This window comes from Aeromonas sp. QDB03 (assembly GCF_027707985.1).
Taxonomy (GTDB): domain Bacteria; phylum Pseudomonadota; class Gammaproteobacteria; order Enterobacterales; family Aeromonadaceae; genus Aeromonas; species Aeromonas hydrophila.
Window position 1 is genome coordinate 273,509 of sequence record NZ_JAPCJG010000005.1, and the last position, 16,514, is coordinate 290,022.

Here is a 16,514-nt window from a genome sequence, read left to right on the forward strand (position 1 = left end):
TATGTCGCAAAAACACCGAATTCTCCTGCTCAACGGGCCGAACCTGAACCTGCTGGGCAAACGGGAACCGGGCATCTACGGCAGCAAGACGCTCGATGAGATCGTCGCCGATCTGACGCACAACGCCGGCGAACTCGGGGTCACACTGGAACACCTGCAATCCAATGCCGAACATGAGTTGGTCGGCCGCATCCACCAGGCCATGGGTCAGGTGGATTTCATCATCATCAACCCGGCCGCCTTCACCCACACCAGCGTCGCCATCCGCGATGCGCTGCTGGGTGTGGCCATCCCCTTTATCGAGGTTCACCTGTCCAACGTCCATGCCAGGGAACCCTTCCGCCATCACTCCTATCTGTCTGATGTCGCCAAGGGGGTCATTTGTGGGCTGGGGGCCGATGGCTACCAATTCGCTTTAACCGCGGCCGTGCACCAGTTGCGCGCGGCTTGATAATCACTGATCAGATAAAGAAGAAAGAGAATGCTAATGGATATCCGCAAAATCAAGAAGCTGATTGAACTGGTTGAAGAGTCCGGCATCGCCGAACTGGAGATCTCCGAAGGTGAAGAATCCGTTCGCATCAGCCGCAACTTCTCCGGTCAGGTGACCGCTGCTCCGCAGATGATCATGCAACAAGCTGCCGCCCCGGTTGCCGCCCCTGCCGCCGCACCGGCTGCTGCTGCCCCGGCTGCCGACGCCATCCCGAGCGGTCACCTGATGCGCTCCCCGATGGTTGGCTCCTTCTACCGCTCCTCCAGCCCGGAAGCCAAGCCGTTCGTGGAAGTCGGTCAGCACGTCAATGTCGGCGATACCCTGTGCATCGTCGAAGCCATGAAAATGATGAACCAAATCGAGTCTGACAAGGCCGGTGTGATCAAAGCGATCCTGGTTGAAAATGGTCAGGCCGTCGAATTCGACGAGCCGCTGTTCATCATCGAATAAGGGAAGTCGCCACCCATGTTGGACAAAGTAGTCATCGCCAACCGCGGTGAAATTGCCCTGCGGATCCTGCGCGCCTGTAAAGAGCTCGGGATCAAGACAGTGGCCGTTCACTCCACCGCCGACCGGGAGCTCAAGCATGTGCTGCTGGCCGACGAAACCATCTGTATCGGCAAGCCGGCCAGTACCGACTCCTACCTCAATGTGCCGGCCATCATCGCCGCCGCCGAGGTGACCGGTGCCGTCGCCATCCACCCGGGTTACGGTTTCCTCTCCGAGAACGCCGACTTCGCCGAAGTGGTCGAGAAATCCGGTTTCATCTTCATCGGCCCGCGCGCCGAGACCATTCGCCTGATGGGTGACAAGGTCTCCGCCATCGAGGCGATGAAGAAAGCGGGCGTACCCTGCGTACCGGGTTCCGACGGTCCGGTCGACAGCGACGCCAAGCACAACGCCGCCATCGCCAAGCGCATTGGCTATCCGGTGATCATCAAGGCCGCCGGCGGCGGTGGTGGTCGCGGCATGCGCGTGGTGCGCAGTGAAGCCGAGCTGTCTGCCGCCATCGCGCTGACCAAATCCGAAGCAGGCCAGTTCTTCAAGAACGACATGGTCTACATGGAGAAGTACCTGGAGAACCCGCGCCACATCGAGATTCAGGTGTTGGCAGACGGCCAGGGCAACGCTCTCTACCTGGGCGAGCGCGACTGCTCCATGCAGCGGCGTCACCAGAAGGTGGTCGAAGAGGCGCCGGCACCCGGCATCACCGAAGAGATGCGCAAGTTCATCGGTGAGCGCTGCGTACGCGCCTGTATCGAGATCGGCTACCGCGGTGCGGGCACCTTCGAGTTCCTGTACGAGAACGGCGAGTTCTATTTCATCGAGATGAACACCCGTATCCAGGTTGAACACCCGGTCACCGAGCTGGTCACCAGCGTGGATCTGATCAAGGAGCAGCTGCGCATCGCCGCCGGCCAGCCCCTGTCGATCACCCAGCAGGACATCCGCATCCGTGGCCATGCCATCGAATGCCGGATCAACGCCGAAGACCCAGCCACCTTCATGCCGTCTCCGGGCCTGATCCAGCGCTTCCACGCGCCGGGTGGTCTGGGCGTACGCTGGGATTCCCACATCTACGCCGGTTACAAGGTACCGCCCTACTACGACTCCATGATCGGCAAGCTGATCTGTTACGGTGAAAACCGCGACGTCGCCATCGCCCGCATGCGTCAGGCGCTGGACGAACTGGTGGTGGAAGGGATCAAGACCAACGTCTCCCTGCAAAAAGAGATCATGAAGGACGAAAACTTCCAGCACGGTGGGACCAACATCCACTATCTGCACAAGAAGCTGGGTCTGTAAGGATCCTTGACGAAGACCACCATGTCGGTGGACGTCGGCTCCGCAAGGAGCCTCTGTTGAAAAAGGGCCATGGCGACATGGCCCTTTTTTGTTATCCTTGCGCCCCTCAAAATTGTCGGAGGCCAAGGTGAATCGTTTCGCGCTCGCTCGCCGGGAAGCAGCCCTCTGCCTGCTGCTGACCCTGCTCTACTTCCTTGCCTGGTATGGCACGGCCTATTTCATCCCCGCAGAGATCGAATGCTGGGACATGCCACTCTGGTTCCTGCTCAGCTGCATCCTGATGCCGCTGCTGTTCATCGTGCTGTGCGGCCTGATGGTGGATCGCCTGTTCGTGGACATCCCCCTCGACTCCCCTCCCCTCGATGCCAAGGAGCCTTCCCATGAATCTTGAGCTGATGCTGCCGCTCATCATCTATCTGGTGCTGGTGCTGGGAGTCGGCTTCTGGGCCAGCCGCCATCGGGTGGGCGGCGACTTCGTGCAGGAGTACTTCATCGGCAACCGCAGCATGGGCGGGCTGGTGCTGGCCATGACCCTGGTGGCCACTTACACCTCTGCCTCGTCCTTCATCGGCGGGCCGGGAGCGGCCTACAAGATCGGGCTGGGCTGGGTGCTGCTGGCAATGATCCAGCTGCCCACCGTCTGGCTCACCCTGGGGGTGCTTGGCAAGAAGTTCGCCATCATCGCCCGCCGGGTCAATGCGGTGACCATCAACGACATGCTGTGGGCCCGCTACCAGAGCAAGGCGGTGGTGGTGCTGGGCTCGGTCACCATCATCCTCGCCTTCATCGCCACCATGGTGGTGCAGTTCATCGGCGGCGCCCGTCTGCTGGAGACCGCCACCGGCCTCAGCTATCAGCAGGGGCTCCTGCTGTTTGCCAGCTGCGTGCTGCTCTACACGGTGATCGGCGGCTTTCGCGCCGTGGTGATGACCGATGCGCTGCAGGGGATCATCATGCTGATCGGCACCGGCGCCCTGCTGGCGGGCATTCTGGTGGCCGGTGACGGCCTGCCCAACCTCATCCACCAGCTCAAGGTAATCGATCCCAAGCTGGTGAGCCCACAGGGGGCCGGCGACCTGCTGACCCAGCCCTTCATGCTGAGCTTCTGGGTGCTAGTCTGCATCGGGGTGGTGGGGCTGCCCCACTCGGCGCTGCGCTGTTTCGGCTATCGCGACAGCAAGGCGCTGCATCGCGGCATCCTCATCGGCACCATCGTCAGCGCCTTGCTGATGTTCGGCATGCACCTGGCCGGCGCCCTGGGCCGCGCCATCCTGCCCGGCATGGACAGCCCGGACAAGATCATGCCCTCCCTGATGATGGAGGTGCTGCCCCCCTGGCTGGCCGGGGTCTTCCTGGCGGCGCCCATGGCGGCCATCATGTCCACCATCGACTCCCAGCTGATCCAGGCCTCCGCCACCCTGGTGAAGGATCTCTACCTCAACTACCTGAGTCCGGAGAAGGCCGGCCAGGAGAAGCTGGAGGTGCGGGTGCCGCGCCTCTCCCTGCTCTGCACCCTGATCCTGGGCACGCTGGTGCTGCTGGCGGCGCTGCAGCCCCCCGAGATGATCATCTGGCTCAATCTGCTCGCCTTCGGCGGCCTGCAGGCGGTGTTCCTGTGGCCGCTGGTGCTCGGCCTCTACTGGTCGCGGGCCAACGGCCCGGGGGCCCTGGCTAGCATGGTGTGCGGCATCCTCTGCTACGCCATCCTGAGCCAGTGGGAGATCAAGCCGGCCGGCCTGCACGCCATCGTGCCGAGCCTGGGGCTGGGGCTGATTGCCTTTGTGCTGGTCAGCCTGTTGACCCCAGCCCCGAGCCAGCATGTGCGGCGCTTGTTTGAGCCGCAATCATCGATGGATTAATAAAGGGTTCCGAAACTATCCCAAAATGGGTGTTTTACGGGTAAACTGTGTGCCATGTCACAAAATGCCGCGCCCTTATGCCCGTACAGAACGCCAGACAGATCCTGACCCAAGCCCTGCAGCGACTCGGTTACGCCCTGTTGCTGCCGGTCTCCATCCTGCCGCTGGCCGCGCTGCTCTATCGGCTCGGCCAGCCGGACGTGCTGGATCTGGCGGTGCTCTCCCTCACCGGCCGCGCCCTGTTCAGCCAGATGCCGCTCATCTATGCGGTGGCCATCGCCTTCGGGCTGAGTCGCCAGGGTGAAGGCACCCAGGCGCTGGCCGGTGCGGTCAACTTTCTGCTGCTGAGCTCGGCGCTCGGCACCCTGGCTCCCGGCCTGCACAGCGACATGATCTGCGGCCTGCTGGCGGGATTGACCACCGCCATCGTCTACCCCTGGCTCAAGCGCCACCCCATGCCCCACTGGCTACGGCTGGTCAACGGCGACTTCACCAGCCTGCTCGCCTCGGCGCTCACCTGTCTGCTGCTGGCCTTCCCCCTCGCGCTGCTCTGGCCGCTGCTGGAACAGGGCATCACCCTGCTCGCCTCCGAACTGCTCACCACCCCGTTCGGCGCCTTCTGCTACGGCGTGCTGAACCGGCTGCTGATCCCGCTCGGCCTGCATCAGGTACTGGGCAGCCTCATCGGGCTGGGGGAGAGCAACCTGCAGGCACTGGCCAGCGCCCAGCCGCTGCACGAAGGCTATGTGGCCGGGCTCTACCCCATCATCATGTTCGGCCTGCCGGGCGCCTGCTTTGCCATCTGGCTGCACCGCCAGCGCATGCAGCGACTGCCGCAGGGGGGATTGCTGCTCACCCTGGCGCTCACCTCGGCGCTGGTGGGCATCACCGAACCCATCGAGTTCCTGTTCGCCTTCACCGCCCCCTGGCTGTTTCTGGCCCACGCCCTGCTGACCGGCCTGTCGCTCGCTACCTGCAGCGCGCTCGGCATCAAGGTGGGCAGCTACTTCTCCGCCGGCCTGCTGGATCTGGTGCTGAGCTACCACGCCGGCGAGCACAGCTTCTGGCTCATTCCGGTCGGCATCCTGTTCTTCGTCGCCTACACCTTGCTGTTCTATCAGCTGCTGGAGCGCACGCCCCTCAGCCTGCCGAGCAAGCCCATCGCGCCGGAGCACCCGCGCCTCGCCAGCGTCGCCCCCTCCGACCCCCAGATGCTGGCGATCCAGTACCTCAAGGTGCTGGGCGGCATGGACAACCTGCAGGCCATGAGCGTCTGTCTGACCCGCCTCAGCCTACGGGTGCGCGACATCTCGCTGGTGGATCAATCCCGCCTGCTGGGGCTGGGCTGCCTCTCCTGGATCCAGCTCAACGACCATCAGCTGGTGCTGGTGCTGGGCCCCAACGCCAGCCTGATCGAGGGGCAGATCCGCATGCTGGCGGAGCGCCAGTCGGTGCCACTCGGCCTCAAACCCAATCAGGAGTCCGCCGGCCAGAGCGGCTGGTAGCCTCAGGCAAACGGCAACCGCTCGGCGACAAAGTCCATCAGGCTGCGCAGGGCGGGCGCCAGGTGCTCCCGGCTCGGGTAGATGAGGTAGAAGGGGTTGGCCGGAATGGGGTGACTCGGCAGCACCTTCTGCAATCGGCCACTCGCCAGATCTCCTTCGCAGACGTGATGGGGCAGCAGAGCGATTCCCCCCTCATTGATGGCCAGCTCCCGCAGCGCCAGCAGGCTGTTGCTCAGACAAGCCCCCTGCGGCCGCCAACCTCCCTCCTGCAACGGCCACACCGGCAGCGACGTGTGCACCAGGCAGGCGTATCGCCCCAGCTCGCTCAGCTGTTGCGGCGTGCCATGGGCCGCCAGATAGGCGGGTGCCGCCACCAGATAGCGCGGCACCTGACCGATGCGCCGGCAGATCAGGCTGGAATCTTTCAGCGGTGCCGCCCGCAGCGCCAGATCATAACCCTCCCCCACCAGATCGAGCTGCTCATCGCAGAGGGTCAGCTCCAGCACCACCTCCGGATAGAGGGCCCGAAACTCGGCCAGGATCCGGCCGAGCAGCAGGGTGCCGGTGGCCTCCGGTGCGGTGATCCGCACCCGGCCGGCCGGGGCCGCGCGCAGCCGTGCCATCGCCAGATTGGCGCTGCGGGCCAGCGCCAGCAGCGCCCGGCACTGCTCCACATAGACCTCCCCCTGCGGGGTCAGGCTCAGCCGGCGGGTGGTGCGCTGCAACAGGCGCACCCCGAGCTGGGATTCGAGCCGCGAGATCTTCTGGCTGACCGAGGATTTGGGCATGCCAAGCAGCTCGGCCGCCCCGGTAAAACTGCCCTGCTCCACCACGGTGGCGAACAACCCCATCAGCTCCAGTTCGACATTGTTCATATATTCAAACAGTCTTTACCAATTACCCATCTTAATCTGAATAATCAACCAGACTAGAGTGGCTGGCAATCCCCATCCAACCGATTTGAAAGGAACTGCCATGAAAGCCATCGCCCTGACCCACTATCTGCCGAGCGACCACCCCGACTGCTTCATCGAGGTCAATCTGGCCGACCCGACGCCGGGCCCGCGCGACCTGCTGGTGCGGGTCAACGCCACCTCCATCAACCCGGTCGACACCAAGGTGCGCGCCCCCAAGGCCAAGGTCGAGAGCAGCCCGCGAGTGCTGGGCTGGGACGCCGTGGGCGAAGTGATCGCCGTCGGCCGCGAGGTGACCCTGTTCAAGGCGGGCGACCGGGTCTGGTATGCCGGCGACATCAGCCGCCCCGGCAGCAACAGCGCCCTGCAACTGGTGGATGAGCGCATCGCCGCCCTCGCCCCCGCCAGCCTGAGCGACGTGGAAGCGGCCGCCCTGCCGCTCACCGCCATCACCGCCTGGGAGACCCTGTTCGAGCGCATGCGCCTCACCCGCGAGAGCAGCGGCAAGCTGCTGATCATCGGCGGCGCCGGCGGGGTCGGCTCCATCGCCATCCAGCTGGCCCGCCAGCTCACCGGCATGGAGGTGATCGCCACCGCCTCGCGCCCCGAGACCCGGGCCTGGTGCCTGCAGATGGGGGCCCACCAGGTGGTGAGCCATCACCAGTTGCAGGAGGAGCTCACCGCCCTCGGCATCACTCAGGTGGACGCCATCTTCTGCACCAATGCCACCGAGCAGCACTGGGATGCCATGGCCAGCCTCATCAGCCCGTTCGGCCATATCTGCACCATCGCCGAATCGAGCGTGCCCTGGGACCTCTCCCTGCTCAAGAGCAAGAGCGTCACCTTCAGCCAGGAGTTCATGTTTACCCGCTCCCTGTTCCAGACCCCGGACATGATCGAGCAGCACAACCTGCTGGGGCTGGTCGCCGCCCTGGTGGACCAGGGCGTGGTCAAGACCACCCTCAGCAAGGTGGTGGCCGAGCTGACCCCGACTACCCTGGCTCAGGCCCATGCCGAGGTGGAAGCCGGCCGCATGGTGGGCAAGCTGGTGATCGACATGAGCCGGTTCGGCAACTAATCCCTTATGGGTAAAAACTGCACCATCATGGGGTGAACTCACCAGTGACAAGCCCCATCACAGCACAGCTCACATCAGGCAACAGACAGTCACCACGCAGCATCACCATAAAAAGAGCCAAAAAAAGGGGCCATCCCGCCGGGATGGCCCTAAATACCTGAACGTTGGGGTAACAATCACACACATATCCTTATGCAGGACCTCTGTATCTTTGCAGCTAGTGTGCCAATCCCGCCCCCTCCCCGCTTGCTTGCCACATTGCACCCTGCCACCGGGGTCTGCAGCCCCCGGCCAACCTGCAGGCAAAAAAAAAGCCACCCGAAAGTGGCTGAAAAAGATGACGGAACTTTCCTAGAGCAAAGCATTCAGCGGGAACAGGTTGCTTCCCGTCACCCAATGAGGAATACATTAACCGTGCCAACTCGGCAAAGTCCCCATCCTCCACCACACTGCATGGGCAAACCACGACAGCACACGCCCATGATGATAGAATCCCGCGGTTTCACATTTATGAAGAGTCGACGCCATGCCCTGGATACAAATTCGAATCAACGCCACTGCCAAGACCGCAGACAAGGTGAGCAACATGCTGCTGGGGCGTGGTGCCCAGGCGGTGACCTTTATGGATGCCAAGGATGTGCCCGTCTATGAACCCATGCCGGGCGAAACCCCGCTGTGGGGCGAGACCGAGGTAATGGGTCTGTTCGACGCCGAAACCGATCCGGCCCCCACCATCGCCTTCTTCCAGCAGATCTTCGGTGAAGACGTGGGCTACAAGGTGGAGCAGCTGGAAGACAAGGACTGGGTGCGCGAGTGGATGGATCACTTCCACCCCATGCAGTTCGGCGAGCGGCTCTGGATCTGCCCGAGCTGGCGCGACGTGCCGAACCCCGATGCGGTCAACGTCATGCTGGATCCGGGTCTGGCCTTCGGTACCGGTACCCACCCCACCACGGCGCTCTGCCTGCAGTGGCTAGACGGGCTGGATCTGGCCGGTAAAACCGTGGTCGACTTTGGTTGCGGCTCCGGCATCCTCGGCATCGCCGCCCTGAAACTGGGCGCCGCCCGAGTCATCGGCATCGACATCGATCCGCAGGCCATCCAGGCCAGCCGTGACAACGCCGAGCGCAATGGCGTCGCCGATCAGATCGAGCTCTACCTGCCGGCGGATCAGCCGCAAGATGTCGAAGCGGACGTGGTGGTCGCCAACATCCTGGCCGGCCCGCTGCGCGAACTGGCGCCGCTTATCGCCGGCCACGGCAAAGCGGGCAGCCTGATGGCCCTCTCCGGCGTGCTGGAAAGCCAGGCGCCGGAGCTGGAAACCATCTACGGCCAGTGGTTCGAGATGGACCCGACCGCCGTCAAGGAAGAGTGGTGCCGCCTCTCCGGCCGCAAACTCGGCTGATAAACAACAAGCCACGGCAGTTGCCAACCCATCGGCCGCAAACTGGGCTGATAAGCAACAAGCCACGGCGGCTACCAACCCATCGGCCGTAAACTCGGCTGATAAGCAACAAGCCACGGCAGTTGCCAACCCATCGGCCGCAAACTCGGCTGATAAACAACAAGCCACGGCAGTTGCCAACCCATCGGCCGCAAACTGGGCTGATAAGCAACAAGCCACGGCGGCTACCAACCCATCGGCCGTAAACTCGGCTGATAAGCAACAAGCCACGGCAGTTGCCAACCCATCGGCCGCAAACTCGGCTAAGCGGCACTTGCCAAACTATCAACGGGGCTCCCACACGGGAGCCCCGTCTGTTTTCAACCTGCCGGCCGCCACCTCTCTGGTGCTGTTGCCCAGCGCATCCATACCTGCACTGCAATCAGTGCTCATTTGACCACACAGCTCACCCCGTTTCCGGTAGGATAGGCCGCCAGTCCCCCTTGTGACACGGAGTGCTTATGCGGATTGCCATACTGGATGACTATCAGGATCAGGTGCGTTATCTGCCCTGCTTTACCCGCCTGGCGGGCCACGACGTCACCATCCTCACCCAGAGCGAACCTGACCCCGAGCGCCTTGCCGCCAAGCTGGCAGGGGTGGAGGCACTGGTGCTGATCCGCGAGCGCACCCGCATCGACGAGGCGTTGCTGCGCAGGCTCCCCTCCCTTCGACTCATCAGTCAGACCGGCAAGATCAGCCAGCATATCGATCCCCTCCTGTGTCAGCGCCACGGGGTGGCCGTCGCCGAAGGCATTGGCAGCCCGGTGGCACCCGCCGAGCTCTGCTGGGCGCTCATCATGGCCGCCTCCCGCCACCTCCCGGCCTATTGCCATGCCCTCGCCCAGGGGCAGTGGCAGCAATCAGGCACACTGGGGCTGGGCCGTACCTTGCAGGGGCTGACGCTCGGCATCTGGGGCTACGGCAAGATTGGCAGACTGGTGGCCGGTTACGGCCGGGCCTTTGGCATGTCGGTGCTGATCTGGGGCAGCGAGGGTTCCCGCCAGCAGGCCGAGCGGGATGGCCATGCCAGCGCCCCCGACAAGGAGGCCTTCTTTCGTGACGCCGACATCCTCTCTTTGCATCTGCGCCTGCACGAGGCAACCCGTGGCTGTGTGACCCGCACCGATCTCGCGCGGATGAAGGCCGACTCCCTGCTGGTCAACGTCAGTCGGGCGGAGCTTGTCGAGCCGGGCGCCCTTTATGCTGAACTCGCCGCCAACCCCACCCGGCGCGCAGCGCTCGACGTGTTCGATGCAGAGCCTGCCACGGCGCAAAGCGAACCTTTGCTGCGCCTGCCCAATGTGCTGGCCACCCCTCATCTCGGCTATGTGGAGCGCAACAGCTACCAGCTCTACTTTCAGGCCGCCTTTGACAACCTGATTGCCTTTGCCGAGGGCAGTCCGACCAATCTGGTGCTGCCCGTAGCGGGCCGCTGATCACGGTTATCCGGCGGCCGGACCGCTAACATGTAAACCCCATGCGCCACCAAGACAAGCCACAGGAGCCGCCATGACCGAGTACGACAAGATGATCGCCAGCCAGCCTTACAACTGCATGGCACCGGAACTGGATCGGTTGCGCCGGGAGACGGCCCGCCTGTACCGCCGCTTCAATCGCAGCGACGAAGAGGATGAACAGTTGGCGCTGCTGCAGCAGATCGTCGGCGAGCTGGCCCAGGGGGCCTTCATCTGCCCGCCCCTCTACTGCACCTATGGCCGCCACATCCACCTTGGCGAGCGCAGCTACATCAACATGGGGGCCACCCTGCTGGACAACGCCCCCATTCGCATCGGCGCCGAGGTGATGATTGGGCCGAACGTGCAGATCTACACCGCCGCCCACGCGCTGGACGCCGATGAACGGATCCAGGGGATCGAGACGGCGCTGCCGGTCACCATCGAGGACAGGGTCTGGATTGGCGGTGGCGCCATCCTGCTGCCCGGTGTCACCATAGGGCGGGAGGCCATCGTGGGTGCCGGAGCCGTGGTCACCAAAGACGTGCCGGCCGGCGCCAGGGTGGTGGGCAACCCGGCCCGCGTGCTGCCCGCCAAAGGCAAGACGCAGGTGAGCTAGCAACACGTACCGAGAGCTACCCGTAAGAGGTGGGTTTGCCGGTATCAGGGAGTTAAGGATACCGGCGCCTGAACATCACCCATGAAAATGAAATCCAATGCCATCAAGACCATGATGGCCTGTAAAAAGGCGGGTTTGCCGGTTAAGGGTATTGGCATCTGAAAAACGCCCATAAAAATGAAGCCCAATGTCATCAAGACGTTGGGCTGTAAAAAGGTGCTACGGAATTGCGACTCTCATCGCAGAAAATTAGAAGGGGTCACCTTCTAAACTGGCACAGGAATATTAACGAGGCGCAAACGTTTTACATAGCGTAATAAACCAGGATTGAGAACGGCATCTCACTATTTAAAAAATTCCCTGCCAGCCACGGCCTCCCTCTTGGCAATCTTCCAAATATCAGTACAGCCCGCCACCAGAAACAAAAAAGCCCTGACGAGTCAGGGCCTTGCCGGTAATGAAACAGACTAGAAGCGGCGCACGAACTCGCTCACCGGCAGCTCGCGCAGCTTGCGGGCCTCCAGCATGGGGGTGCCAAGGTAGAGGAAGCCCACCAGCTGATCCTCCGGTGTCAGTCCCAACCCTTCATTGATCTGCTCGTCGAAAATGAACCAGCCGGAGCGCCAGATGCCGTTGAAGCCCTGGGCCTGGGCCGCCATCTGCATCGCCATCAGGGCGCAGCCGGCGGAGAGCTCCTGCTCCAGCCGCGGCACCTTGGGGTGCTCCTGATAGCGGGTTGCCACCGCGATCAGCAGCGGCGCGCGCAGCGGGGCCTCCTGACACTTCTTGATGCTCTCCTCATCCTCGCCGCGGCTGCGAGCGGCCTGTGCCAGCAGGGTGCCGAGCCGCTCGCGCCCCTCCCCTTCGAACAGGATGAACTGCCAGGGGGTCAGGGTGCCGTGATCCGGCGCCCGCAGCCCGGCCTTGAGGATATTGTCGAGTACCTCGCCGCTCGGGGCGGGCTCGGCCAGACGACCACAGGAGTGACGATTCAGTAACAGGTGGAGGGCATCCATGGGCAGTTCCTTGTCAGGGGCTATGATGGCGCTACCTTAGCACAGCACCGGATGAAGAAAACCCCTGAGCATCAGGGGTTTGTCGCAATACGTGGCGGCCCGTCGACTAGATGACCGCCGCCAGTTCGGCCCCCTGGCGGATGGCGCGCTTGGCGTCCAGCTCGGCGGCCACGTCGGCACCGCCGATGATGTGGACCGGCTTGCCCGCCGCCTGCAGACCGGCCTGCAGCTCCTTGAGCGGCTCCTGGCCGGCGCAGATGATCACCTGATCCACCGGCAGACACTGCTGCTGTTCGCCCACCTGAATGTGAAGCCCCTCATCGTCGATGCGCAGATACTGTACGCCGGAGAGCATCTCCACCTTGCGGTTCTTGAGCACGGTGCGGTGGATCCAGCCGGTGGTCTTGCCAAGGCCGTCGCCCACCTTGCTCTCCTTGCGCTGCAGCAGCCAGACCTGGCGCTCGGGGGCGTCGATCACCGGGGCCATCAGGCCGCCACGCTCGCCGAGCTGCTTGTCGATGCCCCACTCCTTGAGCCAGTGATCGCGACTGCGATCCCCCTTGCCCTCTACCAGGTATTCGGCCACGTCAAAGCCGATGCCGCCGGCGCCGATCACCGCCACCTTCTCGCCCACCGGCTTGTGATCCCGCAAGACATCGAGGTAGCTCATCACCTTGGCATGCTCGATGCCCGGAATGTTGGGGGTGCGCGGGCGGATGCCGGTGGCGAGGATCACCTCGTCAAAGCCGCCGCCCAAGAGGCTCTCGGCACTCTGGCGCTGGCCCAGATAGAGTTCGACGCCGCACTTCTCCAGCCGCTTGGCAAAGTAGCGCAGGGTTTCGTGAAACTCCTCCTTGCCCGGGATCTGCTTGGCGAAGTTGAACTGGCCGCCGATCTCGCTGGCCTGATCGAACAGGCTCACCTGATGGCCGCGCTCGGCGGCGTAGCAGGCAAACGCCAGCCCGGCAGGGCCTGCGCCCACTACCGCCAGCTTCTTGGGCTGGGGCACCCGACCAAACGTCAACTCGGTCTCGAAGCAGGCGCGCGGGTTGACCAGGCAGGAGGCCCGCTTCTGCTTGAAGACATGGTCAAGGCAGGCCTGGTTGCAGGCGATGCAGGTGTTGATCTCGTCCGCCCGGTTCTCGGCGGCCTTGATGACAAATTCGGGATCCGCCAGGAAGGGACGTGCCATGGAGACCATATCCGCCTCGCCGCCCGCCAGAATGCGCTCGGCCACCTCGGGGGTGTTGATGCGGTTGGTGGTGATAAGCGGCACCTTGAGGTGTTTTTTCAGCTCAGCGGTCACCCAGCTGAAGGCACCGCGCGGGACGCTGGTGGCGATGGTGGGAATGCGCGCCTCGTGCCAGCCGATGCCGGTATTGATGAGGGTCACCCCCACCTGCTCCAGCGCCTTGCCAAGGGCGATCACTTCCTCCAGGGAGGAGCCCTGCTCCACCAGATCCAGCATGGAGAGGCGGAAGATGATGATGAAATCCGGCCCGACCCGCTCGCGGATGGCACGGACAATCTCCACCGGGAAGCGCATGCGGTTTTCGCTGCTGCCACCCCAGCCATCGGCGCGCTTGTTGGTGCGCTCGCAGATGAACTGGTTGATGAGATAGCCTTCCGAGCCCATCACCTCGACCCCGTCGTAGCCCGCGCTCCTGGCCAGTTGTGCGGTGGCGGCGAAGTCGCGGATGGTGCCGCGGATCTGCCGCTCGCTCATGGCGCGCGGCTTGAACGGAGAGATGGGGGCCTTGAGGGCGCTCGGCGCCAGGCTGAACGGATGATAGGCGTAGCGGCCGGCATGGAGGATCTGCAGCGCTATCTTGCCCCCCTCCTGATGCACCGCACTGGTCACCTTCTTGTGCTTGGCCACCTGCCAGGGAAAACTCAGCTGGGAGCCGTGGGGCACCAGCCGGCCACGCAGGTTGGGGGCGATGCCACCGGTCACGATGAGGCCGACCCCGCCCCGGGCCCGCTCACCATAGAAGGCGGCCAGCTTGTCAAAGCCCCCCTTCTCCTCTTCGAGGCCGGTGTGCATGGATCCCATCAACACGCGGTTGCGCAGCTGGGTAAAGCCGAGATCGAGGGGGGTCAGCAGGGTCGGGTAACGGCTCATCATGAACTCCTTGTCGGGGCCGGGCTGGATGGCACCACGCCCATTCCCCGCCGCCTGGACTCAAGCCCAAGACACGACGGCAGGATGGGTGGGCGGCTCACAGGGCCTCCAGTTAATTTTTTGTTATCAAACCGAGGCTAGAGTAAAGAATCGAAAATGCTTTTTCAAACAAATGTTTGGACAATTTTTCGGCGAACAGACGTGTTCCGAACAACCGGGCTCCGATCCTGTCCAAGCGGAAATGGCATTTCACCGGCCAACTGGTTAATAATGGCGCTTCCCTCCCCATTAACAGGGCGATAACGCGACTATGTCTATTTTCAAAGGTCTGGGTTGGCTGTTTCGCAGCCTGTGGCGCCTGCTCAATTTCACCCGGTTGATGCTGGTCAATCTGCTGTTTCTCGTCGTGGTCTTGATCATCGTCTTCAGCGTCAGCCAGAAAGAGGCGCCCAGCGCCCCCATCGAAGGGGCTCTCACCCTCAATCTCTCCGGCGTGCTGGTGGAACAGCGCTCGCAGACCGATCCCACGGTGCAGCTGCTGCGCCAGGTGGACAACAGCGACGAGCTGCCCAGCGAGATCGTCCTCTCCGATCTGCTGTGGGCCATCAAAAGCGCCAAGGATGACGATCGCATCAAGGCGCTGGTGATCAAGCCGCAGGGGCTGCAGGGCACCAGCTTCTCCAAACTGCAGGAGGTGGCGAGCACCATCGATGCATTCAAGGAGAGCGGCAAGCCGGTCATCGCCATGGCCGACTTCTACACCCAGGGCCAATATCTGCTGGCCGCCCACGCCGATCACGTGCTGCTCAACCAGAGCGGCGCCGTGGTGATCGAGGGGCTCGGCGTCTACCAGACCTACTACAAGTCGGCGCTGGAGAAGCTCAACATCACCCCGCACGTGTTCAAGGTCGGCACCTACAAATCCTTCGTCGAACCCTACACCCGTGACGAGATGTCCCCCGAGAGCAAGGAGGCGAACCAGCGCTGGCTGGATCAGCTGTGGCAATCCTATGTGGCCGACGTGGCCGAGCAGCGCGAAATCGAACCGGACGCCGTGGCACCGGGCAAGGATCGCTTCCTCGAGCTGCTGCGCAAGGCCGGCGGCAACGCCGCCAACTACGCCCTCGACAACGGTCTGGTGGACCAGCTGGCGACCCGCGACGAGATGACCCAGGCGGTGATCAAGGAAGTGGGCGAGAGCGATGACCACGGCTGGAAGGGGGTGGGCCTCAAGGAGTATCTGGCCGCCATTCCGAGCCAGTATCCCCAGAGCGGCAAGGATGAGGTGGGCCTCATCGTCGCCAGCGGCGCCATCATGGATGGCGTCCAGCCAGCCGGCACCATCGGTGGCGACAGCCTCGCCGACCTGCTGGCCGATGCCCGCCGCGACGACAAGGTGAAAGCCCTGGTGCTGCGGGTCGACAGCCCGGGCGGCAGCGCCTTCGCCGCCGAGCAGATCCGCGCCGAGCTGCTGGCCCTCAAACAGGCCGGCAAGCCGGTAGTGATCTCCATGGGCAGCTACGCCGCCTCCGGTGGCTACTGGATCTCCGCCGATGCGGACAAGATCTTCGCCTCCCCCACCACCCTTACCGGCTCCATCGGGGTGTTCGGCATGTTCGCCACCATCGACAAGGCGCTCTCCCAGTACGGGGTACACACCGACGGCGTCGGCACCACCGACTATGTCGGCGTCGGCCTGACCCGGGCCCTGCCGGAACACGTCGGCCAGGCGATCCAGCTGAGCGTGGAAGACACCTACCAGCGTTTCGTCGGTCTGGTGAGCAAGGGCCGTGGCCTGAGCCCAGAAGAGACCGAGAAAGCAGCCGAAGGCCGGGTCTGGACCGGTCAGGATGCCAAGGCGCTGGGACTGGTGGACGAGTTTGGCGATCAGGAGGCGGCCATCAAGGCGGCGGCCGAGCTGGCCAACCTCAAGGAGTGGCAGGTCACCCCCATCGAGCAGGAGGAGTCGGCCAAAGACAAGTTCCTGCGCCAGCTGTTCGACAGCAGCGCCCAAGTGCTGGCTTCCCACCTGCAGAGCTGGTTGCCGGCCGGGCTTGGCAAGGCGCTGGTGGAGGTAAACCGCAGCCTGGACCCGCTGACCCGCTTCAACGATCCGCAGGGCACCTACGCCCTCTGCCCGGTCTGTACGCCCTGATCGGCAGCAAACGCAAAAAAACCGCCTTGGGGCGGTTTTTTTACAT

General features: G+C 63.5%; 14 protein-coding genes. 11 read left to right on the forward strand and 3 right to left on the reverse strand.

Going from position 1 to position 16,514, the window contains the following annotated elements; translation table 11 throughout:
• Position 1 precedes the first annotated feature (1 nt).
• From aroQ to PG900_RS14770, 6 genes are all read left to right on the forward strand, one after another.
• Positions 2–451 carry a type II 3-dehydroquinate dehydratase gene (gene aroQ / locus PG900_RS14745; protein ID WP_016351748.1) on the forward strand — a complete coding sequence of 150 codons (450 nt, stop codon included), beginning with the start codon at positions 2–4 and terminating at the stop codon, positions 449–451.
• A gap of 36 nt (positions 452–487) precedes the next feature.
• Positions 488–943: an acetyl-CoA carboxylase biotin carboxyl carrier protein gene (gene accB, locus PG900_RS14750; RefSeq protein WP_011707112.1), complete on the forward strand. Its 456-nt coding sequence runs from the start codon at positions 488–490 to the stop codon at positions 941–943.
• Positions 944–958: 15 nt separating this feature from the next.
• Complete coding sequence (accC, locus tag PG900_RS14755) at positions 959–2,299, forward strand: acetyl-CoA carboxylase biotin carboxylase subunit (protein WP_011707113.1); 1,341 nt, start codon at positions 959–961, stop codon at positions 2,297–2,299.
• Positions 2,300–2,411: 112 nt separating this feature from the next.
• Entirely contained in the window at positions 2,412–2,690 is a 279-nt protein-coding gene (locus PG900_RS14760) for a YhdT family protein (protein WP_016351749.1), read from the forward strand.
• The gene (panF, locus tag PG900_RS14765) at positions 2,680–4,158 is read left to right on the forward strand and encodes a sodium/pantothenate symporter (RefSeq protein WP_017409311.1); all 1,479 of its coding nucleotides are present in this window, start codon (positions 2,680–2,682) and stop codon (positions 4,156–4,158) included. Before PG900_RS14760 ends, panF begins: the two co-directional genes overlap by 11 nt.
• Positions 4,159–4,235: 77 nt before the next feature.
• Positions 4,236–5,663 carry a PTS transporter subunit EIIC gene (locus tag PG900_RS14770; protein ID WP_024944285.1) on the forward strand — a complete coding sequence of 476 codons (1,428 nt, stop codon included), beginning with the start codon at positions 4,236–4,238 and terminating at the stop codon, positions 5,661–5,663.
• 2 nt (positions 5,664–5,665) lie between these two features.
• Here PG900_RS14770 and PG900_RS14775 read toward each other — a convergent pair whose 3' ends face one another.
• Positions 5,666–6,538, reverse strand: a complete 873-nt coding sequence (locus tag PG900_RS14775) for a LysR family transcriptional regulator (RefSeq protein WP_270831716.1) — start codon at positions 6,536–6,538, stop codon at positions 5,666–5,668.
• A gap of 100 nt (positions 6,539–6,638) precedes the next feature.
• On the opposite strand from PG900_RS14775, the gene PG900_RS14780 reads away from it, so the two are divergent.
• The 4 genes from PG900_RS14780 (at position 6,639) to PG900_RS14795 (ending at position 11,175) form a co-directional block, all read left to right on the forward strand.
• Positions 6,639–7,655 carry a zinc-binding alcohol dehydrogenase family protein gene (locus PG900_RS14780; protein ID WP_270831717.1) on the forward strand — a complete coding sequence of 339 codons (1,017 nt, stop codon included), beginning with the start codon at positions 6,639–6,641 and terminating at the stop codon, positions 7,653–7,655.
• Between the two features lie 526 nt (positions 7,656–8,181).
• Complete coding sequence (prmA, locus tag PG900_RS14785; RefSeq protein ID WP_010675412.1) at positions 8,182–9,060, forward strand: 50S ribosomal protein L11 methyltransferase; 879 nt, start codon at positions 8,182–8,184, stop codon at positions 9,058–9,060.
• A gap of 500 nt (positions 9,061–9,560) precedes the next feature.
• On the forward strand, positions 9,561–10,538 hold the full coding sequence (locus PG900_RS14790) for a D-2-hydroxyacid dehydrogenase family protein (RefSeq protein ID WP_270831719.1): 978 nt from the start codon (positions 9,561–9,563) through the stop codon (positions 10,536–10,538).
• 73 nt (positions 10,539–10,611) lie between these two features.
• A complete protein-coding gene (locus tag PG900_RS14795) occupies positions 10,612–11,175 on the forward strand; it encodes a sugar O-acetyltransferase (protein ID WP_270831720.1) in 564 nt (187 codons plus the stop codon).
• Between the two features lie 467 nt (positions 11,176–11,642).
• Here the strand turns inward: PG900_RS14795 and PG900_RS14800 are convergent, their stop codons facing one another.
• Positions 11,643–12,191 carry an NAD(P)H nitroreductase gene (locus PG900_RS14800; protein ID WP_011707121.1) on the reverse strand — a complete coding sequence of 183 codons (549 nt, stop codon included), beginning with the start codon at positions 12,189–12,191 and terminating at the stop codon, positions 11,643–11,645.
• A 106-nt stretch (positions 12,192–12,297) separates the two neighbouring features.
• Positions 12,298–14,313: an NADPH-dependent 2,4-dienoyl-CoA reductase gene (locus PG900_RS14805; protein WP_270831721.1), complete on the reverse strand. Its 2,016-nt coding sequence runs from the start codon at positions 14,311–14,313 to the stop codon at positions 12,298–12,300.
• A gap of 310 nt (positions 14,314–14,623) precedes the next feature.
• Between PG900_RS14805 and sppA the strand changes: the two genes are divergently transcribed.
• Positions 14,624–16,468 (forward strand): signal peptide peptidase SppA, encoded by a 1,845-nt coding sequence (gene sppA, locus PG900_RS14810; protein WP_270831723.1) that lies wholly within the window; start codon positions 14,624–14,626, stop codon positions 16,466–16,468.
• Positions 16,469–16,514 lie beyond the last annotated feature (46 nt).

Coding starts and splice junctions, on each gene's coding strand:
- PG900_RS14775 (WP_270831716.1), bottom strand. CDS start 6,538: ATGAACAATGTCGAACTGGAGCTGATGGGGTTGTTCGCCACCGTGGTG.
- PG900_RS14795 (WP_270831720.1), top strand. CDS start 10,612: ATGACCGAGTACGACAAGATGATCGCCAGCCAGCCTTACAACTGCATG.
- aroQ (WP_016351748.1), top strand. CDS start 2: ATGTCGCAAAAACACCGAATTCTCCTGCTCAACGGGCCGAACCTGAAC.
- accB (WP_011707112.1), top strand. CDS start 488: ATGGATATCCGCAAAATCAAGAAGCTGATTGAACTGGTTGAAGAGTCC.
- PG900_RS14780 (WP_270831717.1), top strand. CDS start 6,639: ATGAAAGCCATCGCCCTGACCCACTATCTGCCGAGCGACCACCCCGAC.
- prmA (WP_010675412.1), top strand. CDS start 8,182: ATGCCCTGGATACAAATTCGAATCAACGCCACTGCCAAGACCGCAGAC.
- accC (WP_011707113.1), top strand. CDS start 959: ATGTTGGACAAAGTAGTCATCGCCAACCGCGGTGAAATTGCCCTGCGG.
- PG900_RS14805 (WP_270831721.1), bottom strand. CDS start 14,313: ATGAGCCGTTACCCGACCCTGCTGACCCCCCTCGATCTCGGCTTTACC.
- panF (WP_017409311.1), top strand. CDS start 2,680: ATGAATCTTGAGCTGATGCTGCCGCTCATCATCTATCTGGTGCTGGTG.
- PG900_RS14790 (WP_270831719.1), top strand. CDS start 9,561: ATGCGGATTGCCATACTGGATGACTATCAGGATCAGGTGCGTTATCTG.
- PG900_RS14770 (WP_024944285.1), top strand. CDS start 4,236: ATGCCCGTACAGAACGCCAGACAGATCCTGACCCAAGCCCTGCAGCGA.
- PG900_RS14800 (WP_011707121.1), bottom strand. CDS start 12,191: ATGGATGCCCTCCACCTGTTACTGAATCGTCACTCCTGTGGTCGTCTG.
- sppA (WP_270831723.1), top strand. CDS start 14,624: ATGTCTATTTTCAAAGGTCTGGGTTGGCTGTTTCGCAGCCTGTGGCGC.